Genomic DNA, 26,504 nt, shown 5'->3' with positions numbered 1-26,504 from the left:
CAGAGGTAATGACCGCGGCCAGCGGGACGGGCCGCCTCTTTTGAAAGGGAAGTGATGGAAAATCACCGTGTCACCAGGCCCTCCGTTTTGATGTTCGCCCAATTCTTCAGGCCTTCGACTGTGATGCCGCGAAGGAACGGATTGCGGTTTAGTATTTTGGCGCGGGTTACTTCAACCGCCGGTGACGAAAACGTGCGTCTCACAGCGCCTGGGAAATAAAAAGCCGCCCCCAAATTATCGCTCTTCACCGCAGAGCGGTGCATAAAGGCGGTTAGGCTTAGGACCTATTAATTTTGGCCGAGGCGTGATTCACCGGTCTGGCGGCTCCGGTCCGTCTCGATGAAGGAGACAAGTTCCTTCGCTTGCTCCGTGTAGAGTTGCAACTTCCTGACGTCGAGCGGCTCGCACAGGAATTGAAGCATGAAAATGTCGCTCCCATCGAAAAACGCAGGACCAACGCCGCAAAAGAAAAAGCCGAGGTCGCGCGCCTGGCTTACGAGGAGAGGCAGGCCCGGATCACCGAGGGGCGCCGAAAGCTGCACGGCGCGGGCGCCGAGGCCGAGGACGTCCCGAAAAGCTTGCTTGAGCTCGATCCCGGCGTTGGCGCCGATCTGCTCGAAGAAAATCGTCCCATAGGCGCGCTGGTTGATCGAGAGTTTCGTTTTCGACTCCGTCATGGCCGGCGTGGCAGGCGCGCGGGGCGAGGCCTCGACGCCGAGGCTCTCGTAAATCCGGCGCAGGACGTCGCGGTAGGGTTCGGGCGCACAAATCGCGCGTTCGGGCGGCGGCGTGAGGAAACGAAAGGCGATGAGGTTGCTTTGCCGCTGGCCGACCGTCGGATAATCCGCGTCCTTGGGGTGTGAGCCCTCGGAAGTCGCGCCGAGCAGGACGGCGCAAACCGGCATGCCCGCCCGCTCGTCGTTGCGTTGGGAAAAGGTATGGATGGTGACGGGCACGGCGAAAATCCCGATCAGGCCGAGCTTCTTCGCCTCATCGGACAGGCGCTCGGTCATCTTCTCGAGCAGATGGCGCCCTCGGTAGGCGCTCAGCACGACCGCCTCGCCGCGTTCGGCGATGACCGCGCCCGGCTCGCGCTCGAGCGCGACATGTCCGATCACCTCTCCGTTTTCATTGCGCGCCACCACGGGAAGTAGCTCGCCGCATTCGACCTTGCTCCAATAGCGCTGTGGCGAAAACACCTCCGCATGCACGTAATTGCGACCGTAAACGTCAAGAAAACACCGGGCGATCTCTGCGGCGTCTTCCCGCTTGGGAAGGTCGATCTGAACATCGGCGGTCGGAACCGCCGGGGCGCGCGCTTGCGGCGCCGCTCTTTCGCTTATCCCTCTCTCGAACAATTCGGAGAGCGTCAGCTCCTCCGTGAGCGGACGGCGAAAGCCGAGCTCCCATCCGTCGATCCCGCGCTCGCGGACGGAAAGCCCCGCGTCGCGCCGCACGAATTTCGAAAGCGACGTGACGAGCGACGAAAAACGCGCATGTCCCTTGACCACAATCGCGCATTCGACGTCCTCGAGAGAGGATGAGACGCGCACGCTGGCGCTTTCCCGACCGGTGGCGACCGCGCAAAGGACCGCCCAGGCGTGCAGCGTATCCTCGGCGATGAGGCTCGCGATCAGGGAGCGCGCCCCTTCCAGCAGGGCCGCTTCCCGCACGAACGACCGGACGAGCTCGCCCCGGCTCAGCTCCAGGGAAAGCCTGATCTCAAAGGGGCGCGCGCGTTCCCTTTTCACGGTGACTGGATCTCCTGCCTGCGACGCACTCATCGATGAACGGAGAAAAATCTAAAGCGGTTTTTCCCGCGGAGGAAGGGGGCGCCGCGCGCCCTGTTCACGAGCGCTAAAAACATCGACTTACGAAGCTGGGCCGAACGTGCCCTCGATTGGCGCGTCGCCCGCATCCTACGCCGGGCTGCTTGCGTTGAGCGCTTGACGGGGCGGCGGAAACTGGCGGACCGTCGGCAATCAATTCCTGCGCCCGAAGCGGCATTACCATCGGCCGGCGGAGGTGCGGGACGCAACTCCTCACAAGACGCGGACGTTCGGGCCCGTCGTTGGCCCGCCGCAAAATGCGACGGGCGCTCGCTTGTGCTTGGCTGAGCGAACGAGTGCATGTCAGGCGGTTCCCCTAGCTAAGGGCAAACCGCCTACCTCGCCGTCGCTCAATGATGTTCCGCTCGTCCTTTCTTCGGCGCCGCGGCCGGCGGCGGCGGTGTGACCGGCATGTATTGCAGACTGATTTGCCGATGCCGGTGGAGAGATTGAGACCGATTCCCGCCGACACCGAGATTGGCTGCAGGGAGTTCGTCTTGCCGGAGCCGCCGACGAGCACCGCGCCGCCGACGACCGTGACGGAGCCCTGCGCGCCAGCATAATCGCCGGCGAGCGCTCCTTGGGATGTTCACTCTATCAGGATCCAGCTTTCCGATATCGACTATGCCTGAGGCCTTGCAATGGCTGACCGTTACCGATCCCGTTCGTAATTATCTGGGGGTCGTCCGAGGCGCGCTTTTAAAAGGCATCGGATTGGCCGAGTCGTGGCCACAAATGGCGGTGTTGGAAAGGATTGTCGCCCTTGATCTCCAGAAGCTCCGCCGCCTGATCGAACATCGAGGCGATTTCGGCGTTTTGGATCGGCATGGGACTTCCTCGCGCGGGCGCGCACCAAGCCGAGAATAGGCCCCGCCCCGACCCATGGCGAGATTTTTTGCAAGGTCTTTACATTAGCCCACGCCCGGCGAGGCTCGGCCCTGGACAGGCGCCAGCGCCGCGTCGGTCAATCGCGTGAAAATGTCCGATCGACAAGCGCAGGCGGCGACCGCCGTGGAAATGGCCGGCAGGCAGAAAGAAATCTCCGTTTCGGAGTTCTTTCTCAAAAACCGTCATCTGCTGGGCTTCGATACGCCCGCCAAGGCCTTGGTCACGGCAGTCAAAGAGGCGGTCGACAATGCGCTCGACGCCTGCGAGGAAGCGGGCGTGCTGCCGGAAATCTCGGTTGAGGTAAGCGGGCGTCTCGAACAGTCGCGGGTCGCCGTCGAAGACAATGGCCCCGGCATCGTCGAAAGCCAGATCGCGCGCATCTTCGGCAAGCTGCTCTATGGCCCGAAATTTCACAAGCTCAGCCAGTCGCGCGGCCAGCAGGGCATGGGGATTTCGGCGGCGGCCATGTATGGTCAGCTCACGGTCGGCAAGCCGCTGCACATTATCAGCCGAGTCGAGGGCGAGGCGCTGGCCTCTGAGCTTTACGTTTCGATCGACACGGCCAACAACCGCCCCGACATTTACAAGAAGAAACACATTGCCTGGACGCGACGCATCCTTTAACCCCTGTCGACATAAAGCGGGCGAAAGGTGCGTTGCGCAACGATCCTTTCTTCATCGCCCATCCACAATGGAGCGCCGCGATCAAGCAATTGCTCGACATGGGCGTGCGCGCGGAGCAGCAGGCGCTCGCCAAATGGGGCCTGAACTATGTCGTCGAGGAATATCTGCCGCGCAAGCTTGCGGACGTCAGCCGGTTTTTGCCGTAGGCGTTGTCGGGCGGCTCGCCGCAGCCGGCGCGACGCGAAGGATCACGCGATAAAGGCAAGAAAGTGAAACAGCACGATCTCCGCCGGTTTTCGGCCCGGCGCCGACCACGGCGCCAGTACGCGGCTAATACGACGAGAACGTCCCGACTGCTGAGACGAGCGCCGTTTGCAATGTCGCTACGACGACGAGCGCTATTTTTATCCCCGTGATGGCTTTGGCCGCCGCGACAGCTTCCCTGGTGATGAGCGTCGGCGCAAGTAAAAAGCGCGCCAACATGACGTCTTCAGCAAGGTCGCACGCCACAAAAAATCCGGGCGCCAAAGCAAGCAGCCAATCCGCGTAGGAAGGCCATTGCAGGGTATGAGCGGCAGCCACTGAACCGAGCCCAAGAAAACCGCCGAAGCAGAATAGGAACAAGGCGTCGAGTGGAAAGAGCACAGGAAAGGCGTAACGACGGGCTTTCGCTGGGTTGCAGAGAACCCATTCGGTCAGGCTTTCCCGGTTGTAGCGCGGGTTCACCTCAAGGAAACGCCCGGAAACGTCTGGCCCAATCCGGTCCGCTACCACAGTGACAACAATCTGGAGCACCGCCGCGGATGAGGCCAGAAATATCAGAAGGTCGATCATCTTCTCGTGACTTACCCAGAAATAATGCCAGAGTTTCGCCCAGAGACGTCAACTTCGGAAGGCAGAAAGATCTAACATTCCGGCGCTTTTGGTTTTAGTGCGCGTCATGTGTCGCGCCGAGAACTCGGTTTGACAGTCGGTCGACGCGCCGATTTCCAAGATAGGCTTGGGTAGAGCGCAGGCGTAACAATTACATGAAAGTTATGGCGGCGCTGCGTTCGTCGCAAAGCTACGCCCGCAAAATTTTGTCAGGTGTCCTCGCCTATGAGAGACAAAATCAAGTGGCTTTGTTAGGGTCACGTCAAGAGACGACATCAAGTAGCGCCCTGTGGATGTCCCAAGTAAACTTCGCTGGAAGATCACTGCCAGCAGCGGCGATCCGCGGCTTGCTATCGACGGCAATTATACGACGTCGTGGCATGCGGAGCCATGTAAGACACCCTGGCTTGAGATCGATCTTGGCGAAATCGCGATGGTCGGCGGGCTCGAAGTTTATTGGGGCAAGCAGGCCCCGATAATATATGGATTCGAGTCGTCGCTCGACGGCAAAATCTGGGCGCATCTTTGTCGCACGCGCTATGGCGAAGGCGGGCAGGAAATCTTCGCCTTTCCACCAATTGCGGCCCGCTTCCTGCGCTGGGCAGGCGACGATGCGGGACCGGCGCGATCGGTCCAAATTGTCGAGATCAATCTTTACGGCCCCTCCAAGGCTCCCTCGGTTACGGAGGAAGGACGCGTCGCAGCGCTCGGGCATTCGCCCGTCACGCTCCGCGCCGGGGAGAGCATTACGGTTGATTTCGGTTATCCCCGCTTCCCTCTGGGCGCGCTGATTGCATGGGGAAAGACATACGGAACGGATTTTTCGGTCTATCTCTCCGACGACGGCGTAAACTTTCGCACAGTGGGCCGCATCACGGTCGGCAGCGGCGAGAGTGATAGCTTCTGGTGGCGCTCCACGACCGCCCGCTACTTCCGCCTGATCGTTCACGAGACCAGCTCGCCCGATGGCGCCGTCGTCAACGAACTCAAGCTCCGCGTCCTGAACAAGGACCGCATGCCCATCGGTCAATTGGAACGCGGCGCTCGGGCGGGGCGCAGCGATCTTTACCCGCAGGCGCTTCTGGGCCGCCAAGTATATTGGACCGTGGTGGGGGAACCGAGCCACACCGAGGAAGCGCTTTTCGACGAATATGGAGACCTCGAACCGAAAGCCCAATCGCCCCAGATCACGCCCTTGCTCCGGCTAAGCGGGGTCCTGCGCGGTGCGCCCGCGAGCGACGCCGTCAGCCAATCCCTTGCCGAAGGGTCGCTGCCGATCCCGCGCGTGGTCTGGTCTCTCTGTGGCGTCGAACTCGCCGCGACAGCCCTCGCGCATGCGGGGGAAGCGCTGGTCGAATACCGCGTCACAAATCGAAGCGGCTTTTTGCAGGAGGGCGCGCTCGTCCTTGCCCTGCGCCCTGTCCAGATCAATCCTTACTGGCAACATGGCGGCCACGCGGCCATCGACGCCATCGCCGTCGATGGCCGGCAGGTTTGGGTCGACGACAGGCCATATCTCGCCGTCTCGCGCGCGCCCGACATCGTCTCGATCGCCGACTTCGACAATGGAGACATTGTGCGACTGATCGGCGACGCGCCAAGAGAGACGGCGCGGAGCCTTCGTTCGGACTCGAGCCTCCTCAGCGCCGCCTGCGAGTTCAGCTTTCGTCTCGCTCAGGGAGAGAGCGTCGCCGTCGTCGTGTCGTCGCCGATGCGGGATGGCGTCACGCCCCGCGCCGACGCCGATTTCAACGCCCTTCGCGCGGAGGTCCTCCGCTTCTGGCGGGAGAAGATCGGGCCGCGAAAGATCACGGTAGGAGACCGCGAAGTCAGCGACACGGTCGAGGCGCAAAGCTCATATATCCTCGTCAACTCAACGGGCTACGCCTTCAAGCCCGGCCCGCGCAATTACGACCGCACCTGGATTCGCGACGGCTCCTCGCAAGCGCTTGCCCTGCTCTGGGCTGGCTTGGCCGAAGAGGCCAAAGCCTATGTGATCTGGTATGCCAAACGGATCTACGAAAACGGCATGGTTCCGCCGATTCTCGACCTGGATGGCGGCGTTTATCGCGGCTATGGAAGCGACATCGAGTTTGATTCACAGGGCGAGTTTGTCGGCATTGCCGCCGACGTTTATCGCAACACTCGTGACCGGGCCTTCCTCGACGCGATTTTCGAACCCGTTGTTCGGGCGACAACATTCATCGAGGCGCTTTGCGCAAGGACGAACGCGCTGTATGGGCCGGCGTCCTGTTTCCATGGCCTCTTGGCTCCCTCCATCAGTCACGAGGGCTACAGCAAGCCATGCTACAGCTACTGGGACAATTATTTCGCCTTGAGCGCATGGCGCAATTGCGAATATCTGGCCGGCGAGATCGGCGACACCGCTGTCGCGGCGCATGCGCAAGCGAAGGGGGCCGAGTTCGCCGCAAATCTAGCGCGGTCGATCCGCATGACCACCGAACAGCTGGGCACGGGCGTGATCCACGGCTCCGCCGATCGTGAGGACGTCGATCCAACTTCGACTTCCATCGCCTTCGAGCCCTGCCGGGTGCAAGACGTGCTTCCGGCTGAATTCCTCCAGGCGACCTATGATATTTCCGCAGCCCGTATCAAGCTGTTCGGCAAGCCCGACTTCGAGGGATCCTATCCGCCCTACGCGATACGGAGTCTAAACGCCTTCGTGTCTTTGGGCCGTTTTGAAGACGCGTTCGAACTGTTGTCGGCCGCACTCGCGTGTCGACGGCCGAGTGGTTGGCGAGAGTCAGCCGAAGTCGCCTGGGCTGCGCCGCGAGCGCCGGAATACATCGGCGACATGCCGCACACATGGATTGGAGCGGAATTCGCAACCGCGATCCGGCGGATGCTGTTGAGGGAGGATGGAACCACGCTCGAACTGTTCCGGGCCGTCCCCGACGCATGGTGGGAGGGTGAAGGGATCACGCTGCGTGAGTTGCCAACTAACTTCGGCGTTGTCAATCTGAGAGCGCAACGCGGGCCTTCTTGCGCAACAGTGGAAATGACGCTGACCGGGCCGGCGCCGGAAAGAATAACCTTCCGATATCCAGGGGCGAAGCGAGTTGAAGTGGATGGGAGGCCATGCGCAATTGAAAACGACGTCATCTCTGCGTCGAGCCTGGATCGACTCTTGATCAACTTCTGATGACGCTAACTAAGCAGCATCCGATCCGTTCTGGAAGGCCTCAAGGCGTGGGTCGATCCGGCGAGGAAGAATCCGAAAACGATCCATCATCAGGGCTTCGGCAGGTTCGTCGTCGACGGCGGCATGATCGAGTTGACATCGCGGGGCGCCCTGACCCCGCGCGCTGGTTTGATCGACAACGAGACGTTTTCGCGCCAGCCAGGTTGCGCGGCGCCTGTCTGAGGCGCGCCGGATCGCTTGCGCATCCGCCGGGCGCCCAGCCGCCGCCGACCGCTTCCCTCATATCTTCTTTAAGGTGGAAACCCGGAACAAAACCAGACTCGCCGGCGATGGGCGCCGGCAGCAACAGCCCGGACGGTCTCTTTTCTGGAAGTGCGCAATCGCTGCAGACGCCTTTTCTTAAGCTCCGCTGCGATTCGTCGATCGTCAGCTCATCGCTCCAAGGTTTCTTTCCCCTTACTTGGCTGACGTTTTGTGTGGCAATCAACCGCAGGTCCAAACGTCGATGATGAATTTAGAATTCAATCGCTGAACGGAAGCCGCCAAGCGCTTCCCGCGCAAAGGAGCGAGCCATGAAGACGGACCCGCAAATAGACTTTCAGGGAATGGAGCCGTCGGAAGCATTTCGTGATCAAATCATCGCGCAAATTCAGCGTCTTGAGGATCGCTATGGTCGGCTTACAGCTTGCCGCGTCGTCGTGAAAGGGCCGGGCGGCCGCCATCATACCGGCGGGCTTTACGACATTCATATACACCTCAGTCTTCCGGACGAACGCGAAGTCGCAGTTGAGCGCACTCCGCATTTGGACGAGCGATTCCAGCGCTTCGAATTCGCGCTCCACGACGCCTTCAACAGAGCAGTTCGGCAATTGCAGGATCAAGTGGGCGAAATGCGCGGCAAGGTAAAGCTTCATGAGGAACAGCCGACTGGCGTCGTGAAGAAACTTCTGCCTGAGGATGGTTACGGCTTCCTGGAAAGCGCCGATGGTCGCGAGATATATTTCCATCGAAACAGCGTCCGGGAACCAGGCTTTGACAGCTTAGGGCTCGGTACGCGCGTGCGGTTCGTAGAAGAGGAAGGCGAGAAGGGGCGGCAAGCAAGTCGGGTAACGCCGCTCGGCGAACATGCGCCCGAATAACGGCAGCGTCATCAGGCAAGGTCGGCCGGAGCGAGCGTATTTGATCCGCTTGTTCCGGACCTGATCAACCTAGGGACGAAGGGATGTCCTGATCGCGCCTCATGGATTGCCGGGGGTTTTATACCTTCTCCCGCATCCATCGGCGTTGGTAAAATTCGCTCATGGCGGCGGTTCGTCTCGGCTGAGTCCGCGAAATGGCTTTGTAGCCCAAAAAACTCGTTGATCGCGGGCTCGCCTGCTTCCTTTTCGATCTGCTCACGCAAGAGGAGGCCGAAGATCAGCGAAATGTTTTCGACATCCCCTTGCTCGCGGAAAGGATATGTGACGCGTTACGCTGAGTTCCACCCCAAGATCGGCTCGCGCATTTGCAACCATAAGCGATGTCGTCCTTGCGGGAAACTTCTTCGTGGCGCCGGCCGTCAGGGAGCAGGTGGCCTTGGTCCGGCATCAAAGCGAGAGTCTCGTGGCCCTGAAGATCGCTCGCATGAAGGCCGGAAGGTCGGCAGGCTGGCGCGAGGTGACGAGGTTGCCATCCACGACCACCTCGCGGTCGAGGTAGTTCACCCCTGCGGCCTCCAACTCCTGTCCCACCGCGCGATAGCAGGTAGCAGCGCGTCCCGCCATCAGCCCAGTGGCGATCAAGAGCTGCGGTCCATGGCAGATCGCGGCGACGGGCTTGTCGGCAAGAAGGAAATGTCTGACGATGGCCACTGCGTCGGGGATATTCCGAAGGTTCGCCGGCGCTTCGCCGCCGGGCAACAGCAGCAGGTCATAATCCTCTGCTCGCACAGCGCTAAGGCTCAGGCCGGCGCTCACCCTGTGTCGATGTTTACCGGTAATCGGCCCTTTCTGCGGCGCGGCGATGTCCACGTCCACCCCTTTTGCCTGCAGCTGTCGCAGCGGCTCCGAGAGTTCGCTGTCTTCAAAACGGTCTGAGCTGACGATCAGCGCTCGCATGTGCTCCCCGCTGGCAACTGGCCCCCTGGCTGCGCTCCGCCAAGATCGTCTCGCCGTAATTGTCAAGAACGATTGCCGCCTGGCGGACCTCGCAGGACAAGCTTAGGATCCCTGCACCTCCGACAAATTAACTACTCGGGCTGGCACCGCCGGCAATAGTAGCTTGTACGACCTGCGCGTTTTACGGTGACGAGCGGGGCCCCGCAATGTGGGCACAGGCCTTTGGGATACCGCTCCATCAAGAGAAATCCCTTCGGCAAATTTTTGACGCCGCGCTCCGACCCTGCACCGCTCTCGATGGCTACTTTCAGGGTCTTTCTCATAACGCGAAAAAGCTGTCGCGCCGCCTCCTGGCCCAGTCGGCATGCGGCCATGCCAGGGAAGATACGAGCCTGGAAAAGAATCTCATCGGAGTAAATGTTGCCGATGCCCGCCATCAAACTCTGATCCATCAGGACTGATTTCACGTCGCGTTCGCTGTTGGCGAGGATGGACGCGAAATCCGAAGAAGCGAACGCCGGATCCAGCGCGTCGGGACCAAGCGCTGCTTCGTTCACGAAGGCCTCGACATTCGTGGCCAGGCTGACGCCGCCGAGGCGACGGGGGTTGACGTAAGCCAATCGGCCGTCTTCCTTAAGATAGAGTTCGAGCCGGCAATAGGGAGGATGCGGATCGCTCTCTTCGACGAGCTTTAGGGAGCCGTTCATGCCGAAATGTAGGGCTAGAACGCCAGGCTTGCTCAGCTCGAGAAAGAGGTGCTTGCCGTGGCGTCGCGAGGACCGCAACTGTTCCCCTTTGAGCCGCCGTTCCAGTTCTTTCGCGGAAATCCCTTTCAGAATGCCGGGATCGACGATTAAGGCGTAGTCGATATTTCGCCCGCGGCAGCGATCGGCGACTCTCCTGAAAATTTCCACGTCCGGAAGCTCAGGCATCGTTGCGCTCTTGAGAAGTCCGCCACCAAGGGCACGATATTTTTTCGACCCGTCCTAAAATCGTGTTTGACCACCTAACGCAACGCGAAAGACACGGCGTCTTCGACCCGTTCAAGCCAGAGGAATTCAAGCGCTTTGCGTGCTTCTTCCGGAATATCCTCAAAATCTTTCTTGTTGCGCGCGGGCAACATCACGCGCTTGATGCCCGCTCCGTGAGCGGCGATGACTTTCTCTTTGATCCCGCCCACGGGCAAGATCAAGCCTCGCAGGCTTATTTCGCCGGTCATCGCCGTATCTTCGCGCACGCTTCGCTCCGTCAACAATGAAGCGAGCGCCACGAACATAGCAACGCCGGCGCTTGGCCCGTCTTTGGGTATTGCGCCGGCCGGAACGTGTATGTGAATGTCGGCCTTCTCGAAGGCTGCGGGCTCGATGCCGTAAGACTCTGCTCGATTCTTGACGACGCTAAGCGCCGCTTGAGCGCTTTCTCGCATGACTTCCCCAAGTTGTCCGGTCAGGATTAGCCTGCCGCTTCCCGGGACGCGAGTCGCTTCAATGAACAGGATGTCGCCGCCGACCGGCGTCCAAGCCAGCCCCGTCGCGACGCCGGGCATGCTCGTGCGCATCGCCAATTCGCTCTCGAATTGCGGAGGCCCGAGGATAGCCGCTAGGCTTTCGGGGGTAACGAGGACAGCCGCGCTTTGTCCTTCAGCGATGCGCACCGCGGCGTACCGAACCGTCCTGCCGATCTCGCGCTCCAGATTACGCACGCCAGCCTCGCGCGTGTAACTCTTAATAATTTCCCGCAGAGCGTCATCCGATATTTTTAGCTGGTCGAGTTTTAGGCCGTTCCGTTCGATTTGCCGCACCAGGAGGTAGCGGTGCGCGATATGGAGCTTCTCGTCCGCCGTGTAGCCGGAAAGGCTGATCGTCTCCATGCGATCGCGTAGCGGACCCGGGATCGTATCGAGCATATTGGCCGTTGAAATGAAAACGACTCGGCTCAGGTCGAAGGGAACGCCAAGATAATTGTCGCGGAACGAGTTGTTTTGTTCCGGGTCGAGCACTTCGAGCAGCGCCGCAGCGGGATCGCCGTGAATCCCAGCCCCGAGCTTGTCGATCTCGTCCAAGAGCATCACGCAGTTTCGCGCGCCGGCTTTACGGGCGGCCTGGATGATATTGCCCGGCAAAGCGCCGATATAAGTCCGGCGATGGCCGCGGATCTCTGCTTCGTCGTGAACGCCGCCAAGGCTCACACGCACGAATTTTCGGTTCAACGCGCGCGCGATTGATTGACCAAGCGACGTCTTGCCGACGCCCGGAGGACCGACAAGGCAGAGAATCGGCGCCTTGCCATGTGGAGCGAGCTTGCGAACGGCGAGGTATTCGATAATGCGTCGTTTGATCTTTTCCAGTCCATAATGATCTTCTTCGAGAACACGCCGAGCCTCGGCAAGGTCGATCGGCGCTTCCTCCGGGAGCGCCCAGGGAAGCTCGATGAGCCAATCGAGATAGGTCCGCACCATGCCATATTCGGTTGCGGCTTCAGGCATGCGCTCTAATCGGCGGAGCTCTTTCCTGGCTTGTTCTTCAACTTCCTTTGGCATTTTGGCATTCGCCACTGCCTCGCTGAGTTCAGCGATTTCCTGCGCTTTGGCCCCTTCCCCTTCGCCAAGTTGACGCTGAATCGCCGCCATCTGCTCGCGAAGCAGCGCCTCGCGCTGGCGTTCGTCGATTGCCGCCTTCGTCTGCTGCCTGATTTCTTGGGTCAATCGCAGGACTTTTATGCGTTCCGCCAGCAATTGCGAAACCTTTTCGAGCCTCGCGGCCACGTCAATGGTTTCAAGAATTTGCTGTCTCTCTTCGACCTTTAAGTCGACGTAGGCCGCGACGAGGTCCGCCAAGGCGCCAGGGGATTCGGTCGATTGTATTGCGGCCAGCAGCTCCTCGGGCGCCTGTGGCAACAACTGCAACGCCTCTGTCGCCTGAGCTTTGAGGTGCAGGAAACGCGCCTCGATCTGCGGCGAATGCGCGTTTGGCTCTGGAATCCGTAAGACCTTGGCGACAAAAAAAGGCCAGCCGCTGAGGAAGTCGAGAACCTCGATCCGTTGCTCCCCTTGGCACACGAGATGGTTGGCGCCATCCGGACCTGTTATGAGCCGAAGGACATTGGCAACGGTTCCAAAGCCGTGCAGTTCCCCAGTCGTCGGCTCAGCGACGTCCGGGCTACGCTGCGTGAGAACGCCGACCTGGCGTTGGTCCCGAACAGCCCTCTGGGCTGCTGCCACCGAGCCTTTTCGGCCAACCGTAATCGGGACGACATGGCCTGGGAATAAAACCAGGTTTCTGACCGGGACAATAATCAGAGCATCAGGCGGCAGAGGCGGAGAAGGCGCTTTCACGCCCTCATTCTCATTTGCTTCGCCTGGAATGGTTAGCTCAGCCACCGAGCGCGCCTTCCTTTTCGACCGTGATCAACAAGCAACCTTCGGCCTCGCTGATGTGCACGTCGCCATAGGCCCCGGCCGGAAGGCGGATACGACGCTCAAAGCGCCCTTGCGGAAGCTCCAGGCGATGAATGACGGCGGTTTGCAGTTCAACGGGAAGCGTGCGCGCGCCTGACAAAATCAGATGGTCTGCCTCTACCACGACTTCGAGCCTTTCGACGCTGACGCCGGGTAGGGCCGCAAGCACGATGACTTGCCGCTCGGTCTCGAGAATGTCGACCGGGGGCTCCCAGACAACTTGTCGGAACGCCAAGCCAATTGGCCGCACGAATTGCCGATTGAGGCGCTCTGCGCGGACCAACATCTCGCAGGCCTCCAGCCACATCCAGTTTCGCATAGCGTCGTTGTCCATGGGCTCATCGGCGTCCAGCGAGATCAGGTCCCTTTCGCGCGATTTTCAAGCGCCGACAAATATCTCTCCCTCGGCGCAGCAACGCTGCCGATCGTCTTAATTTTCGCCCGTTATTGGCGAGAGAAGTTTTACCTGCTCATTGTCGATCAGCCGCGTAGCCTTCGCAACTCTCTCCCACTTCCTCCAGGCCGTTTTCAAGCAAAGAGGCGAGCAATGGAATCCCAAGAAGATACTCAGAGGTAGATCCGCTATGTCGCTCTCTCGCCGCAGCTACTGCCGCCGGCCATTCGTCTCTTGTATAGTCGCCACGGCCGACCCAGGCCAGAGCGACGAGTTCGCACTGCTCATCCTCGTCCATCGCGTCGATATATTCGGTTAATTCGGAGCGCACGGTCTCATATGCCTCCTCGGTCAAGACACTGATAGATTTGTCGTCTGCTGGATTGGACGCATCTGCCTCGACGCCCTCGTCCTCGCATTCAAGTTCGCGCGCCTTGACGATCACGAAGCAGACTTTCTCGGAATTAATGTCGGGCATTTCCATCGCTCCCTGTGTTGCGCGGCCGTAGCCCTTCTCGAAGGATGTCCTCAAAATATGTGTTCTTTCATACCCCGAACAGCGCATGTTGTGATCTGCGAGAAATAGTCGCGGCGGCCGTGGGAACAACTTGCGAAAAGGCCGCGCTGCTACAGTTCAAGCGGTCGAGGGCCGGATGCTTATGCGCATCATTGCGCGTAACCTCGTCCCTTCGGCGCAAACGCGGCAATTAAAAACACGAGGTCCTCCCATGTGGAGCGGCGCGATAAGAGACTTCAGCGGGCCCAGAAAGCCAAAGCGGCCCAATGCCTATTCTGAAGGCGAAGACGCGGCTCCAAAACTCATCCTGGTTTCGCTCTTGCGTCAGCTTGAATTATTTGAGAGAACAAACACAGAACATGTTGTTTTTGAGGGGGATCGACGATGGCGCGCAACAAAGTGCAATTTCAGAAGGGTCTCAGCGAAATCGAGTTCAACAAGGCCTATGGCAGCGAGGAGCAATGCCACGCGGCGCTCGTCAAATGGCGCTGGCCGAACGGTTTCGAATGTTCGAATGCGGCGGCGGAGCCGTTTGCGTCGTGAGCCGCGGGGCGCGGAAGCTGTTTCAATGCAACGCCTGCCGTAAACAAACGTCGGTGCGGGCAGGAACGATTTTCGCTTCGAGCAAGTTGCCGCTGCGCGTCTGGTTTGTGGCCATGTATCACTTGACGCAATCGAAACAGGGGATTTCCGGCCTCGAACTCTCGCGCCGCCTCGGCATTACACAGAACGTGGCCTGGAAGATGAAGCACAAACTCGCGCAGGTCATGTTGGAGCGCAACGCGACGAAACGCTTTAAGGGCAAAGTTCAGATGGACGACGCCTATCTGGGTGGCGAGCGTTCCGGACCGCCCGGCCGCGGCGCCGCCGGCAAGACGCCCTTCGTCGCGGCGGTCGAAACGACGGACGACGGCAAGCCGCACAAGATTATCCTGCGGCGCGTCGAGGCGTTCAGCAAATCGGCGCTTCGCAAGCTCGCCAGCACGGCCCTCGAGAATGGAGCCGAGGTTCTCTCAGACGGCTTGAAATGTTTCGCGGCCGTAGCCGAGGTCGGTTGCAAGCACACGGCGATCGTCACTGGCTCCGGGCCCAAAGCCGCCAAGACGCCGGCGTTCAAATGGGTCAATGCGGCGTTGGGCAATATCAAAGCCGCGTTCGTCGGAACTTACCGCGCGGTGCGGGAAAAACATGCGCCACGTTATCTCGCCGAGTTCGAATATCGCTTCAACCGCAGATACGATCTCGGTGAAATGATCTCGCGCCTCGCCTTCGTCGCGATCAGAACTTTGCCCATGCCTTACCGCCTGCTCAAACTGGCTGACGTTTGGGCGTAATCAGGAAACTCATTGAAACAGAAATGGTAGATGTGGAGCGGGAGCTTCCCGAGACAGGGAACGAGCCGGTCGAGCAAGTCGAAACTGACGAAACGGAGCCTCCGAACTTCGAGGAATAAACGCGCCCTGTCGCGGTGAGCAAACTCAGGCCTGGCGATCGCTCAGACTGCGTTGCAGGACTCGGTCAAAGCTGGAGTGAAGCGCGAGTATTATCTTTTCGGTTCTGCCGCGTTCAACCTGGCTATAACCCGCGCAACACCTTCGGCGTGACCGCGCGCGAACTCGAGTTCAGCCGAGGCTCGGCGCTCAGCAAGAAGAGCAAAAAGGGCGCGATTGTCGAGCCCGGGAAACGCTTTAGCTGCTAATGGAGAATGAAGCTCCCGCCGCAAGGAGACGTCGTCGGCGCCAATCATTCCGCTGTCTCGAATGCAGGCTTCAAGCGCGTGGCGACCGCATTTTTTCGGTGATGTTCGGTTAAGAAGCCGATGAAAAAAGGTTCATTCGACTTCTAATGGCTTAAGGATCTTGGCATGGGACATGCGCAAGCATTAGCGGCGATCTCCGAGAACGCGACAAACCGGTGGTTTCGGTCGTTCTGTCAAACGCAGTTCGCCATGACGGACATCTTTCGGCGAGCGCAGGGCGATGCGCTTGGAGTATTGGGGCTTAACCCGAGCGAATGCCCATATAGCGTAACTGCAGCTGGAGTCTACTGGCGTCTCCGCAATTGCGGCGGTAACGCCGATTCTCCGCCCCTTCTCATTGTGGCCGCGCCCATTAAGCGTCCGTACATCTGGGACATTGCTCCCGCAGTGAGCGCAGTCCGCTACTGCCTGGAGCAAGGCTTGCAGGTCTATCTGCTTGAATGGATGCCGGTCTCTCAGCTTACAGCCAACAACGGACTGCAAGAGTACGTGCAAGCGATCCTTGGATGCCTCGAGAAGATTGCCGAGGAGAGCCGGGGTTCTAAGCCCTTCCTGATTGGACATTCGCTCGGCGGCACGCTCGCGGCCATCTCCTGTGCCCATGCGTCTCGAAGCGTTCGTGGTCTGGTGCTGCTCTCGGCGCCACTTTGCTTCCAATCGGGAGGCGATTTCCGCGACGCTCTCGTCACGCTGATTCCCTCGACCCAATTTGAGGGGGAATCGATTGCGGGATCACTTTTATCTCATGTGACCGTGCTGGCGTCCCCCCGGTCCTTCATCTGGGCTAGGCTTAAGGACGCGGCATTAAGCGTCACCGACCCTCGCTTGATGAAAATTCATGCGCGCGTCGAGCGCTGGGCGCTTGACGAGGTCGCGGTTTCAGGGAAGCTTTTCACTCAGCTCATTGAATGGCTCTATCGCGAAAATCGCTTTTGCCGCGGAATCCTAGACTTTGGAGAGGGGACTGTAGGGCCCGCGCGCCTGTCGGCTCCGACTTTCGCCGTGGCGAATGCTGAAGACGAAGTGGCGCCGCCGGCCTCGATCAAGCCCTTTATTGACGCCTTGCCGACCCAGGACGCCAGGCTCATCGTTTTTCCGCCTGAAGTCGGCGTCTGTCTGCAACATGTGAGCATATTGGTTGGGCTGCAAGCGCGCAAACACCCATGGCCGGAGCTCATTTCCTGGCTGCGATGCCATAGCTAGACTGGCGCGGTGGGTTCGAGCCTCAGACATGGACCTATTTTTGGGAGTGGCGCTCGAGCCAAAAAGCGCCGTAGAAGCCGTTACCGCGTCGGCATAAGCTGCGGCCGGAGGATCCCCTTGTGACAAGGGGGCCCTTCCTGTCCAAAATGTCATGGCCAAGCTCGGTTCTTAAAAAAATGGGCGACGTCGAAGCAGGTTCGGAACGGAAAGTCGCACGCCTTCGCTGGGCGCAGTTCGCTCGCTTGGCGAGCGGTTTCTGGCGGGGAGAAAATCGCCGCGCTGCTTGGTTGTTGACGGGCGGAGTGGTGATTTGCGTCGGCCTTCAACTCTCCGCCCAGCTCAGCCTGAATTTTTGGAACAGGCATTTTTTTGACGCCCTCGAGCAAAAGAAAATCGAGGCCCTCACCGCCAACGTATTGATGCTGCCGATTCTCGTCCTTTTCAGCGGCGGCGCAGTCAGCGCGGCGCTCGTCGCGAAAATGACGCTTCAGCTCCGGTGGCGCGAGTGGCTGACGGGGAAATTGGCGGGCTGGTGGATCAGCGATCAGCGCTACTACCGCCTGACCGTTGCCAGCGAAGAGCAGAGGTTTCCTGAATACAGGATCGCCGATGACGTTCGGCTTGCGCTGGATCCATTGACCGAGTTCGCTATCGGCGTCTTGACGGCAGCCGTCACGGCTACTGTCTTTATCAGCATCCTATGGAATGTCGGCGGTTCGGCAAAGTTCGCTATTGCCGGATTTGAGGTCACTGTGCCGGGCTATCTTGCCTTCTCAGCGCTGCTGTACACGCTGGTTGCGGGGTCGGCGACGCTTCTCTCTGGTCGTGCGATTGTCGGCGCGGTGGCCCGGAAGAATGAAAGCGAGGCGCAGTTCCGCTCGGAACTCACGCGTTTACGCGAGAACGCGGAGAGCATTGCTCTCACCAGAGGCGATGCAGACGAGTATAAGCACGTGATGTTGTGCTTCGCAGAGGTCGCAAAAGCATGGCTTTATCAGATCCGGCAAAACGGTCTTATTGCAAGCGTGCAAAGCGCCAATGGCGCGTTCGTTCCGCTTTTCCCTCTCGTCCTTGTGGCGCCCAAATATCTTAGCGACGAAATCACACTAGGCGCCGTCATGCAGTCTGCCTCCGCTTTTGTTACGGTCCAGGTCTCTTTCAATTGGTTCGTAGATAACTTCGTTCGCCTGGCGGAATGGATGGCGTCGGCAAACCGTGTGGACGAATTGGCCGAAGCGCTCGAAGGTCTCGACGTAGCGGTCATCATGGAGGAGAGCGGCGGCATCGAATTTGGGGAAAGCGAAGACGACAAAGTGCGGATCAAAAACCTGTCCGTGGCGCATCGCAACGGCCGTATCGTCGTTGCGGGCGCCAATGCGGAGCTTGGACCGGGAGAAAAAATACTTGTCAGCGGAGAAAGCGGCAGCGGCAAGAGCACCCTGGTCCGCGCCATTGGAGGCCTCTGGCCCTGGGGCTCTGGACAAATCTTGCTTCCCAAAGCCATCACAATGGCTTTTGTGCCTCAAAAGCCTTATGTTCCCCCAGGCACATTGAGAGACGTGCTTCTATATTCTCTCCCAGAACGAGAGTTCTCCGACGAGAAAATCCATAAAACTTTAAGTTGCTGCGGACTCGGTCATTTGGCGCGGCGGCTCGATAAGGTAGAGCGCTGGGATCAGGTCTTGTGCGGCGGCGAACGCCAGAGGATCGCCTTTGCGCGCCTTCTGTTGCAGCGTCCGCAATTGATCATATTGGACGAGGCGACCTCGGCGATCGACGACGAAGGTCAAGCGTCGCTTCTTCGCTTGCTCAACGAAGATCTCGCCCATGCGACGGTTATTGGCGTAGGCCACCACCCGGCGTTGGAAAACTTCTATGACAGAAAGCTGCTGCTCGAAAGACGCCCCGCTGGGTCGCGCGTGGTGAATCGGAAATTGCGAAAATCGTTCTGGCGCAAGCTCAAAGAGTTGCGCCTCGCGTCGCTTGCGCCTCGTTGAAAACGCCTCGCTGCAGCTCCTACTCGGCGGAAGGATCGTAGCGATTTCGTCGATAGGTAGAGAGCGGCGCCATAATAAAGGAAGCGGTTCATTTGGAATTATTAAGCATCACGTGGAAAAATCCGACTCAGGAAAGTAGCGGGTCCATCTCCGCGAGATCGCGCGCCATGCCGTGGAGATGGCGCAGCGAGTTGAATATCAATAGTCCATGCCGCCCATACTGCCGGCGTGGTTTCCTTCTTCGGTGTCCGGTGAACGTCGCTTTGGTAGTAACAATCAGGCCAGCGATCGACGCGGCGTCCTGAAGCGCGGTGCGCACGACCTTGGTCGGGTCGATAATGCCGAGCTTGATCAGATCGCCGAACTCGCCCTTCTGGGCGTCGAAGCCGAAGCCATAGTCATCGGACTCGAGCAGCCTGCCGACCACCACAGCGCCGTTGCCGCCGGCGTCGTCGACGATCTGGCGCGCCGGGGCCTGTATAGCCCTACGCACGATCTCGACGCCCGTCTACTGGTCGGAGTTGGCGACCTACAGGCCTGAATGCGAGCCAGATGATGCTTCAGCACTGGGGATATGGTTGACAGATCTTCTCGTAATCGATGGGTCGCACGGCGAAGGCGGCGGCCAAATATTGAGGACCGCGCTCAGTCTCTCGATCGTGACGGCGCGGGCCTTTCGCCTTGAAAACATCCGCGCCAGCCGACGCAATCCCGGCCTGCGCCCGCAGCATCTTTCAGCTGTGAGAGCGGCGGCGACGGTCAGCGGCGCGGTTGTTTCCGGAGATCAACTTGGCTCGGCTGAGCTCACCTTTGCTCCTTGCCATTCGGCGAGGCCCGATTATTACGTCTTCGACGTCGCCGCAACGGCGGAGCGCGGCAGCGCTGGCTCGACGACTCTCGTCCTTCAAACGCTTGTCCTTCCGCTCGCGCTTTCCGAGGGCGCCTCCACGCTGCTCGTTCGCGGTGGAACGCATGTCGAATGGTCGCCGCCCTTCGATCATTTCGCGAGCTCCTATCTGCCGGTGTTGCGCCGGATGGGCTTTTGCATCGATGCCGAACTGAACCGTTGGGGCTGGTACCCGGCGGGCGGCGGCGAAGTTGCGTGTCGGATCGCTCCCGGCAGGGTCGAGCGCGGCGCCCGCTTGCCGATGGCGCTTGCGCTGGTTCAACGCGGCGCACTGCGGCGGATCGCCGGTCGCGCCGTCGCCGCGAACCTGCCAAATCACATTCCACAACGCATGGCAGACCGAGCGCGGGACTCTCTGCGCGCTCTTGGCGTCCCGATCGACCTTGAGGCGCGATGCGTGAGCGGCGCTTGCCCTGGCGCCGGCATCTTTTTGACGGCTGAATATGAGGAGTTGGCGGCAAGCTTCTCGGCTCTCGGCCGGTTGGGGAAGCCATCCGAGGCCGTCGCGGATACCGCGGTTGGCGCCTTCTTCGAGCACCATGTCTCAGGGGCGGCGATCGAACTCCACCTTTCCGATCAATTGCTGGCGCCTCTCGCTCTCGCAACGAGTCCTTCGACCTTTACGGTGGCAAGACCAACGGCTCACCTCCTGACGAATGCTTGGACGATCGGCCAATTCGGCGTCGCCGACGTCACGGTTGAATCAGGGCTGCCCTACCGTGTAAGCATCGAGCCCCGCGCTTGGCGGTGATGCCGACGAGCAGAGCCATTCGAACTGCAATAAGTAGCGCCGCGCCAGGTCCGCAAAAGAACATGGAGCCTTTTCTTGACACCGCCAAATCGCTTTCAGCTATGAAGGCGGAGCCAACAGATAACTTCCGGCATATGCGTTTACGCGCTTTACGCCCGATTGAAATTCGCACATGCTTTAAGCAAACACTTTAGATATACGATAATCCCAGCGTCTTCCCCGCATGTTGAACAAATCTGTTGCAATTTGGAGTTGGCAGATGGCTGCGGCGTTTCAGCAATTCGGCACGGCGCATCTCGGAGCGATTCTCCTGACCTTTGTGGCGCCGCTTGGTCTGTGCGCGGTCAATCGCTTAACCGAGGGCAGCGTTACAAGGGCGCTCGACTGGTCGCTTGCAGCGCTTCTCCTTGGCAGCGAAATTCTGAAATTTATTCTTTTGTATCGCGATAGCGAACTCAAGATCGAAACGGCGGCGCCAATGCATCTATGTAATTGGGCGGCGATCGCAACTATGGCCACATTGGCTTATCCCAATCAGTGGACCTACGAATTGTGCTATTTTTGGGCGCTGGCAGGGACGCTGCAAGCGCTGCTGACGCCCGATCTTTCGTATGAGTTTCCGGATCTCCACTTTCTAAGCTTCTTCACGCTGCATGGCGGAGTGGTCGCCTCGGCGCTCTATTTGACCTTCTGCCTGGGGTTGCGCCCTGTCCCAATGTCTGTGCCGCGGGTGCTTGCGTGGTCTTTGCTCTATCTCGTTACAGCTTTGGTCGCCAATTCCATTTTCAAGACCAACTTCGGTTACCTGCGCGCAAAGCCATCGCATCCTTCGCTTTTAGATTACCTGTGGCCCTGGCCGTTTTACATCCCACAGCTCCTCCTACTCGCGATCGTTTCGTGCATTGTATTTTACATGCCATTTTTTCTTCTTGATGAAATGCGGAACCGGGGCTCTTCATGAGCCACGTCCTGCGTCATTCGGTTTAAGGCGCCGTTCGAACTTTGGCGCACTTATTTTCGATGTCTCTTCAGGAAATCAAAAATCCGGTCACGGCATTGTCATGCTCGATCGGACTTTTTCGCTTCACCCAAGCGAAGCCCTGGCCCTTTGAAATGACGGCTACATCAATTGGGCCGCCAACTGCTTCTTGTTGCTCCACTGACATCCGCGCTTTGAATGCAGTTAAACTGACAAGCGCTTCCGCCATTTTCGCCAAGTCGTAGCGCGACAACGCCTCGACAGCGCCAATCAGGGGGACTGTGTACTTTTCTTGGAATTCCCTTTCAATGATTTTTCGAATATCATTCGCCATAATTTGGCTCTCGAGCTTGGAGGATTTGGTTGCCTTCTGAAGCTGCATACTTTTAGAAATGATTTCCGCCAACCGATCCTTCAAAGTCGGGTAAATGCCGTTGCAAAACAAATCTATCATGTCAGTCTGCGCAAAGGGAATCACGATAACCGGATGCGCGCGGTCGACGTGCGCTTCATCGTTTTTGATCCACCTGAGCTTGGAGGACACGATGGTTCCGACGCTGTAAATATATAGAGAGGGAAAAGGTTCTGCATCGCCATAACCGGCCACGACCATGCCGCTGAAATGGTTAGGATGAAACCATTGTCGGGTATGCATCAGTTTCGCGACCAGTCTCAATCCCTCGCGGATCTCGTCCGTAAGGTCGACGTCGGGATAAACTGTGTCTTCCAGTTTCCGCAGTCCTTCGTCGTAATCTGCGAATATCTTCTCTCCAAGGTCATCGCCAAAGTGTTCGATCTGCGGGACTTTTTGAAAGCGGGCTGCTTCTGCCTTTACAGTTAGAAGAAGCAGCGATGACGCTTTCGGAGAAGGGGGTTTTTTCTCGCCGCCGAGCTTCTTCAGCCACGGTTCTCGAATGTTGGCCCTCCAAACCGACTCGACAATGTTGAGGAACCATTCCTCCTGCGCCGATGCGGGAAAGAGCATTTCCGAAGCTTCTACAAAGCGTAGAAAGTCTTGGGCATACTGCTCTACTGTCGAGAAACGGCGTGGTCCAAACTGCTCGATATACGTATTGATTACGATTTCCCATGGGACGCCCATCATCTCGGAGCAACCATAAGTCATGATCGCAATTGGGGCGTTCGACAGCCTGAAAAGCTTTTCCGCCGTGTGATACACCCTATGCCCGTCGCCGATGGAGACAGCGCTATCGGCCGCCAGCGCGACGCCGCGTTTGTTCATAACTGCAATCTCGCAGGTCACGCGGCGTTTTCTCCCTTTCTTCCACGTAAAAATACTGGTCACTGCAACCCGAGCATTTCTGCGGCTAAACTTAATCCGGTTCGCGTTCGAGAGCGCAACAATGCGGCGTTTTCATTTCGGCCGGGGCAGCGCTCAAAACCGCCCCGCTGATCGGGTTGGGCCTGAATGTGGTGCAGCCTTTCAGGCCCCGGTCATAGGCGATGTCGAATATTTGGCTGAATTCGGAAAAAGGGCAATCTTCTGGAACGTTGATGGTTTTGGAAATTGAATTATCGACGAACGGCTGCAGCGTTGCTTGCATTTCCAGATGGGCGCGAACCGGCAGCTCAGCGGCCCGAACAAACCACTTTGGCAGCCCCCTCGGGTCCTTGGCGCTCCGCCGCCAGCGGTCGAGCGCATAGTCAGTCAGCGCGAATTCCATCACCGTCCCATCTTCAGCAAGAACTCTTCGCGCGTAAGAAGGCCCAAAGATCGGCTCGATGCCGCTCGAGACATTGCCAGCGAGAAGGCTGATCGTCCCGGTCGGCGCTATGGCGAGCACATGGCTATTCCGGACGCCGTGCTTTGCGATCCCTTCCTGGATATCCTCCGGTAAGCTGCGGATAAACGCGCCTTGCGAATATTTCTGGCGCTCGAAGAAAGGGAAGGGTCCTTTCTCCTTCGCAAGCCCAATCGAACTTCGATAAGCTGCATGACAGATCGTAAGCATGGCTTCAGCTGCGACGGCGAGCGACCGATCCTCGCCGTAACGCAGTCGAAGCATGAGAAAAGCGTCAGCTAATCCGGTGATTCCAAGCCCGACGCGCCGGGATCCGCGGGCGCTCTCAGCTTGTTCCGCCAAAGGAAAGCGCGACGCGTCAATAACGTTGTCGAGCATCCGTACCGCGATCTTCGCGGTCTCGGCGAGCGCCAGGAGATCGAGCCGAGCCTCGGTCGTGAAAGGAGCCGATACGAACGCCGCTAGATTGAGCGATCCCAGGTCGCAAGCGCCGTAAGGCGGTAGTGGGATCTCCCCGCAGGGGTTCGTCGCGCTGATTCGTTCCCGATACCAGAGATTGTTGAGCTGATTGATCCGATCGACGAATAGCACTCCTGGTTCGGCGCAATCGTAATTCGCCTGGAGGATCTGCTCCCAGAGGGCGCGGGCGCGGATTCGGCGGATAATGCGGCATGGAACGGGCGCGTCTGTCCCAGCCCACTCGCGCAGAATCGTTTCGCCGGCGGCCTCCGGCTCGCCATCGGGAAACAGCAATGGCCATTCGTCGTCGGCTCGGACCGCAGCCATGAAAGCGTCGGTAACCAGGACAGAGAGATTGAAGTGGCGTAGGCGCCCTGGCCGTTGCTTGGCGGCAACAAATGCCTGGATGTCGGGATGATCGCAACGCAGCGTCGCCATCATGGCGCCCCGCCGCGCGCCGGTCGACAAAAGCGCGCCACACATGGCGTCCCATATATCCATGAACGACACGGGGCCGGAGGCGACGCCGCCTGCCCCCCTCGCTCGAAAGCCATACGGGCGAAGCGTCGAAAAGTCATGACCGATGCCGCCCCCCTGCTGCATCGTGATTGCGGCCTCTTGCAACGCCCGAAAAATGCCAGGGACGGAATCTTCGATCGCGCCCATTACGAAACAATTGAATAGCGTCACATTGCGGCCGGTCCCCGCGCCGGCCAGGATTCGTCCGCCGGGCAAGAACTTGAAATCATTGAGAGCGTTAAAGAAACGCTTCTCCCAAAGGGAGCCTTCCTCGGGCTCGACCGCGGCGAGGGCTGAAGAGACCCGGCGCCATGTATCTGCGATCGCGCCTTCTCGGCGATCGCGATCTCGGTATTTTGTCGCCCATATATGATGGGAAATCTCGGCGGATGCATTGTCCACGGCTAGAACTCCGCCAAGATTCGGCAGCGACGGCTGGCTTGTGTTTCCGGCCGCGCGTGCGTCGCTACATTTGATGGCCCCGATTTTTGAGGAAGGCGGCGATCTGGTCCTTGAGCAAGAGACGCCGTTTCTTGAGCCTCTCTAGGACTTCGTCAGTCGTCGGCTCTTCCTCGGATTCAATGCGGTAGATTTCTTCATTGATTTCCGCGTAACTCGCCGCGAGTTTCGCAAACTGATGGTCAGTTTTGGAGAGCCGCTCGATTATTTGCGCATCCTGCGCAAACTCTTCTCCCAGTTCGTGCGGAATTCGCATCATGGCGATACGCTCCTGTGCAGCCGTCGAACCGATCTGGCGGAAAAAAGAGGCTCGCGTTGACTATATGCGTTCCGAGCGTCGGCTATCCAAGGGGGTTAATCTTGAACCTGTCGCTGACCAGCGAAATGTACCGCTAGCGACGGCAGGGACGCGCCTTTTGGAAAATCTCTAAACATCCAGGGATTTGCGAAAATATCCCGCTCTCGTCGGGCAATTTTTCATGCGCCCCGATTACAAGATAGCCCTCTTCGCGCAAGGCTCCAGCGATGCGGCCGAGTAGTTCGCGCCGCTGCTCAAGGTCAAAATATGTAAATACCAGATTGCGGCACAGGATCAAATCGAACGGTCCAGGCGGGATCTCGGCTCTTATGTCCTGCAGTCGGAAATCGATCCCTTCTCGATATTTTGCATGAACGCAATAGCGGCTGTCGCCTGTCCGAAATGCTGCCTTACGCCAGTGCGCCGGAACTTCCTTAAGGCTGCTCGAAGAAAAGCAGCCCTCCTCGGCGCGGCGAAGCGCAATCGGGTCGGCGTCGCTGCCGACGATCTCGAGCTTCCCTCCGCGCAATCTAGGGCGCACATCGAGCTCCCAGAGGAGCTTGAGTGTGTAAACTTCTTCGCCACAAGCACAACCGGCGCACCAGCATCGCAGGGCGCGGCCCTGGCGGCGCGCCGCCTCGCCCAGCTCGGGAAGAACGCTCGCGCCCAAAACGTCGAACACGTGCTTGTCACGATAGAGGCGGGAGATCGTAATATGGCAGAGCTTATCGAACGCGTCCCACTCGCCCGAATCGTCTTCGAGGCGATGGCGGTATTGATCGAGCGTGCTGAGCTTGAGTTCGGCAAGCCGCCGCGTCAGGCGTTTGCCGACCTGACGGCGCACCTTGCGAAATCCTTCCCAGCGCAGGCGAAGACGCGGCAGCCCCCATTGTAAGAACTCGACGAGTTCCTGATCGCGCATCATCGCCTCGCTTTATGCGTTGCCCTGATCGGACTGCCGCCGGAGCCCGATGTCTTGCCTTGCGTCCGATGTCAACCGCCGTTGATCTCCCGCCAAACTGTGCGAAAATCTCGAACGCCATCTACGGCCAGGACAATCGGGGTGGAATGCATGGTCGGCTTTACCTTTTCCGCCGAACAAATCCGGAGCGCGCCGCTGGAAGTGCGGCGCTGGATCGAAAGCCAGATCGCTACGGCGCTCCGGTCGCAGGGGGATGTCGATAAAAGCCCGTCGAATATTGAGGCCGAGTCTCTCGCTGAATGCAGCGTTGAAGAGGCGGCTCAGATTTTCCAGCTCATCTCGCACATTTTCCCGGTCGCGCAAGTCTTTTTCGAATTGGGGCGCGAGTCCCACTTGTCGCGAAATATGCCGCCGCTCCACTGCCTGAATATCGAGGAGATACTGCGACACGTTCAATTCGGCGATCCCCGCCTGCTCACGGAATGTCTCGTCGTGATCAATCAAGCCTTGCAGCGAATCCGCAACGATCCCACGGTCTCTCTCTTCGCAACCGATAATCAGGGCCATATCTTCACTCACCTGACGAGCTTCGACGCCATCCGGAAGCTACGAAAACAGCTGCTTCGCACACCATCATTGACGGTTCC

Annotated in this window: 21 protein-coding genes and 3 pseudogenes; 9 read left to right on the top strand and 15 right to left on the bottom strand. The window is 59.1% G+C overall.

Going from position 1 to position 26,504, the window contains the following annotated elements:
* Window positions 1–287: 287 nt before the first annotated feature.
* From WOC76_RS22430 to WOC76_RS22420, 3 genes and pseudogenes are all read right to left on the bottom strand, one after another.
* Window positions 288–1,751: a hypothetical protein gene (locus WOC76_RS22430; protein WP_341103504.1), complete on the bottom strand. Its 1,464-nt coding sequence runs from the start codon at window positions 1,749–1,751 to the stop codon at window positions 288–290.
* 394 nt (window positions 1,752–2,145) lie between these two features.
* Window positions 2,146–2,355, bottom strand: a pseudogene (locus WOC76_RS22425) (DUF992 domain-containing protein); the annotation flags it as partial.
* A gap of 173 nt (window positions 2,356–2,528) precedes the next feature.
* Window positions 2,529–2,657, bottom strand: a complete 129-nt coding sequence (locus WOC76_RS22420) for a helix-hairpin-helix domain-containing protein (protein ID WP_341103502.1) — start codon at window positions 2,655–2,657, stop codon at window positions 2,529–2,531.
* Between the two features lie 150 nt (window positions 2,658–2,807).
* Here WOC76_RS22420 and WOC76_RS22415 point away from each other — a divergent pair, with 150 nt between their 5' ends.
* Together WOC76_RS22415 and WOC76_RS22410 are read left to right on the top strand one after the other, a co-directional pair.
* The gene (locus WOC76_RS22415) at window positions 2,808–3,341 is read left to right on the top strand and encodes an ATP-binding protein (protein ID WP_341103500.1); all 534 of its coding nucleotides are present in this window, start codon (window positions 2,808–2,810) and stop codon (window positions 3,339–3,341) included.
* Between the two features lie 32 nt (window positions 3,342–3,373).
* Entirely contained in the window at window positions 3,374–3,547 is a 174-nt protein-coding gene (locus WOC76_RS22410) for a hypothetical protein (RefSeq protein WP_341103498.1), read from the top strand.
* A 124-nt stretch (window positions 3,548–3,671) separates the two neighbouring features.
* Here the strand turns inward: WOC76_RS22410 and WOC76_RS22405 are convergent, their stop codons facing one another.
* Window positions 3,672–4,175 (bottom strand): hypothetical protein, encoded by a 504-nt coding sequence (locus WOC76_RS22405; RefSeq protein WP_341103496.1) that lies wholly within the window; start codon window positions 4,173–4,175, stop codon window positions 3,672–3,674.
* A gap of 328 nt (window positions 4,176–4,503) precedes the next feature.
* Here WOC76_RS22405 and WOC76_RS22400 point away from each other — a divergent pair, with 328 nt between their 5' ends.
* The gene (locus WOC76_RS22400; protein WP_341103494.1) at window positions 4,504–7,377 is read left to right on the top strand and encodes a discoidin domain-containing protein; all 2,874 of its coding nucleotides are present in this window, start codon (window positions 4,504–4,506) and stop codon (window positions 7,375–7,377) included.
* 572 nt (window positions 7,378–7,949) lie between these two features.
* Window positions 7,950–8,516, top strand: coding sequence for an HPF/RaiA family ribosome-associated protein (locus WOC76_RS22395; RefSeq protein ID WP_341390163.1), 567 nt, complete (start codon window positions 7,950–7,952; stop codon window positions 8,514–8,516).
* A 447-nt stretch (window positions 8,517–8,963) separates the two neighbouring features.
* Here the strand turns inward: WOC76_RS22395 and WOC76_RS22390 are convergent, their stop codons facing one another.
* From WOC76_RS22390 to WOC76_RS22370, 5 genes are all read right to left on the bottom strand, one after another.
* Window positions 8,964–9,473 carry a type 1 glutamine amidotransferase domain-containing protein gene (locus tag WOC76_RS22390; protein ID WP_341103490.1) on the bottom strand — a complete coding sequence of 170 codons (510 nt, stop codon included), beginning with the start codon at window positions 9,471–9,473 and terminating at the stop codon, window positions 8,964–8,966.
* 131 nt (window positions 9,474–9,604) lie between these two features.
* Window positions 9,605–10,405, bottom strand: coding sequence for an Fpg/Nei family DNA glycosylase (locus WOC76_RS22385; RefSeq protein ID WP_341103488.1), 801 nt, complete (start codon window positions 10,403–10,405; stop codon window positions 9,605–9,607).
* A 74-nt stretch (window positions 10,406–10,479) separates the two neighbouring features.
* Entirely contained in the window at window positions 10,480–12,837 is a 2,358-nt protein-coding gene (gene lon / locus WOC76_RS22380; RefSeq protein WP_341103618.1) for an endopeptidase La, read from the bottom strand.
* Window positions 12,838–12,844: 7 nt separating this feature from the next.
* Window positions 12,845–13,264: an Hsp20/alpha crystallin family protein gene (locus WOC76_RS22375; protein ID WP_341103487.1), complete on the bottom strand. Its 420-nt coding sequence runs from the start codon at window positions 13,262–13,264 to the stop codon at window positions 12,845–12,847.
* A 136-nt stretch (window positions 13,265–13,400) separates the two neighbouring features.
* Window positions 13,401–13,802, bottom strand: a complete 402-nt coding sequence (locus WOC76_RS22370; protein ID WP_341103486.1) for a DUF3775 domain-containing protein — start codon at window positions 13,800–13,802, stop codon at window positions 13,401–13,403.
* A gap of 423 nt (window positions 13,803–14,225) precedes the next feature.
* Here WOC76_RS22370 and WOC76_RS22365 point away from each other — a divergent pair.
* The 3 genes and pseudogenes from WOC76_RS22365 (at window position 14,226) to WOC76_RS22355 (ending at window position 18,800) form a co-directional block, all read left to right on the top strand.
* Window positions 14,226–15,175, top strand: a pseudogene (locus WOC76_RS22365) (IS1595 family transposase).
* A gap of 530 nt (window positions 15,176–15,705) precedes the next feature.
* Window positions 15,706–16,803, top strand: a complete 1,098-nt coding sequence (locus WOC76_RS22360) for an alpha/beta fold hydrolase (protein ID WP_341103485.1) — start codon at window positions 15,706–15,708, stop codon at window positions 16,801–16,803.
* Window positions 16,804–16,922: 119 nt separating this feature from the next.
* Entirely contained in the window at window positions 16,923–18,800 is a 1,878-nt protein-coding gene (locus WOC76_RS22355) for an ABC transporter ATP-binding protein/permease (protein WP_341103484.1), read from the top strand.
* 218 nt (window positions 18,801–19,018) lie between these two features.
* Here WOC76_RS22355 and WOC76_RS22350 read toward each other — a convergent pair.
* Window positions 19,019–19,329, bottom strand: a pseudogene (locus WOC76_RS22350) (TCP-1/cpn60 chaperonin family protein); the annotation flags it as partial.
* Window positions 19,330–19,378: 49 nt separating this feature from the next.
* Between WOC76_RS22350 and rtcA the strand changes: the two are divergent.
* On the top strand, window positions 19,379–20,458 hold the full coding sequence (gene rtcA, locus WOC76_RS22345) for an RNA 3'-terminal phosphate cyclase (protein WP_341390170.1): 1,080 nt from the start codon (window positions 19,379–19,381) through the stop codon (window positions 20,456–20,458).
* Window positions 20,459–20,717: 259 nt separating this feature from the next.
* A complete protein-coding gene (locus WOC76_RS22340; protein WP_341103481.1) occupies window positions 20,718–21,419 on the top strand; it encodes a YwaF family protein in 702 nt (233 codons plus the stop codon).
* Window positions 21,420–21,486: 67 nt separating this feature from the next.
* Here the strand turns inward: WOC76_RS22340 and WOC76_RS22335 are convergent, their stop codons facing one another.
* From WOC76_RS22335 to WOC76_RS22315, 5 genes are all read right to left on the bottom strand, one after another.
* On the bottom strand, window positions 21,487–22,701 hold the full coding sequence (locus tag WOC76_RS22335; RefSeq protein ID WP_341431603.1) for a hypothetical protein: 1,215 nt from the start codon (window positions 22,699–22,701) through the stop codon (window positions 21,487–21,489).
* A gap of 70 nt (window positions 22,702–22,771) precedes the next feature.
* A complete protein-coding gene (locus WOC76_RS22330) occupies window positions 22,772–24,580 on the bottom strand; it encodes an adenosylcobalamin-dependent ribonucleoside-diphosphate reductase (protein ID WP_341431602.1) in 1,809 nt (602 codons plus the stop codon).
* Between the two features lie 64 nt (window positions 24,581–24,644).
* Window positions 24,645–24,896, bottom strand: a complete 252-nt coding sequence (locus WOC76_RS22325; RefSeq protein WP_341103475.1) for a YdcH family protein — start codon at window positions 24,894–24,896, stop codon at window positions 24,645–24,647.
* 133 nt (window positions 24,897–25,029) lie between these two features.
* Entirely contained in the window at window positions 25,030–25,857 is an 828-nt protein-coding gene (locus tag WOC76_RS22320) for a CheR family methyltransferase (protein ID WP_341103473.1), read from the bottom strand.
* Window positions 25,858–25,869: 12 nt separating this feature from the next.
* Complete coding sequence (locus WOC76_RS22315; protein WP_341103472.1) at window positions 25,870–26,436, bottom strand: hypothetical protein; 567 nt, start codon at window positions 26,434–26,436, stop codon at window positions 25,870–25,872.
* Window positions 26,437–26,504: the final 68 nt, after the last annotated feature.

The organism is Methylocystis sp. IM3, from assembly GCF_038070105.1.
Lineage (GTDB): Bacteria > Pseudomonadota > Alphaproteobacteria > Rhizobiales > Beijerinckiaceae > Methylocystis.
Note: the sequence above shows the minus strand (reverse complement) of the source record. Positions and strands in the feature narration are given on the sequence as shown.

What these genes read in the sequence shown, in the direction of transcription:
- WOC76_RS22405 (WP_341103496.1), bottom strand. Translation starts at nt 4,175, where the DNA reads ATGATCGACCTTCTGATATTTCTGGCCTCATCCGCGGCGGTGCTCCAG.
- WOC76_RS22320 (WP_341103473.1), bottom strand. Translation starts at nt 25,857, where the DNA reads ATGCGCGATCAGGAACTCGTCGAGTTCTTACAATGGGGGCTGCCGCGT.
- WOC76_RS22340 (WP_341103481.1), top strand. Translation starts at nt 20,718, where the DNA reads ATGGCTGCGGCGTTTCAGCAATTCGGCACGGCGCATCTCGGAGCGATT.
- WOC76_RS22415 (WP_341103500.1), top strand. Translation starts at nt 2,808, where the DNA reads ATGTCCGATCGACAAGCGCAGGCGGCGACCGCCGTGGAAATGGCCGGC.
- WOC76_RS22360 (WP_341103485.1), top strand. Translation starts at nt 15,706, where the DNA reads ATGGGACATGCGCAAGCATTAGCGGCGATCTCCGAGAACGCGACAAAC.
- WOC76_RS22390 (WP_341103490.1), bottom strand. Translation starts at nt 9,473, where the DNA reads ATGCGAGCGCTGATCGTCAGCTCAGACCGTTTTGAAGACAGCGAACTC.
- WOC76_RS22395 (WP_341390163.1), top strand. Translation starts at nt 7,950, where the DNA reads ATGAAGACGGACCCGCAAATAGACTTTCAGGGAATGGAGCCGTCGGAA.
- WOC76_RS22420 (WP_341103502.1), bottom strand. Translation starts at nt 2,657, where the DNA reads ATGCCGATCCAAAACGCCGAAATCGCCTCGATGTTCGATCAGGCGGCG.
- WOC76_RS22325 (WP_341103475.1), bottom strand. Translation starts at nt 24,896, where the DNA reads ATGATGCGAATTCCGCACGAACTGGGAGAAGAGTTTGCGCAGGATGCG.
- WOC76_RS22385 (WP_341103488.1), bottom strand. Translation starts at nt 10,405, where the DNA reads ATGCCTGAGCTTCCGGACGTGGAAATTTTCAGGAGAGTCGCCGATCGC.
- WOC76_RS22370 (WP_341103486.1), bottom strand. Translation starts at nt 13,802, where the DNA reads ATGCCCGACATTAATTCCGAGAAAGTCTGCTTCGTGATCGTCAAGGCG.
- WOC76_RS22375 (WP_341103487.1), bottom strand. Translation starts at nt 13,264, where the DNA reads ATGGACAACGACGCTATGCGAAACTGGATGTGGCTGGAGGCCTGCGAG.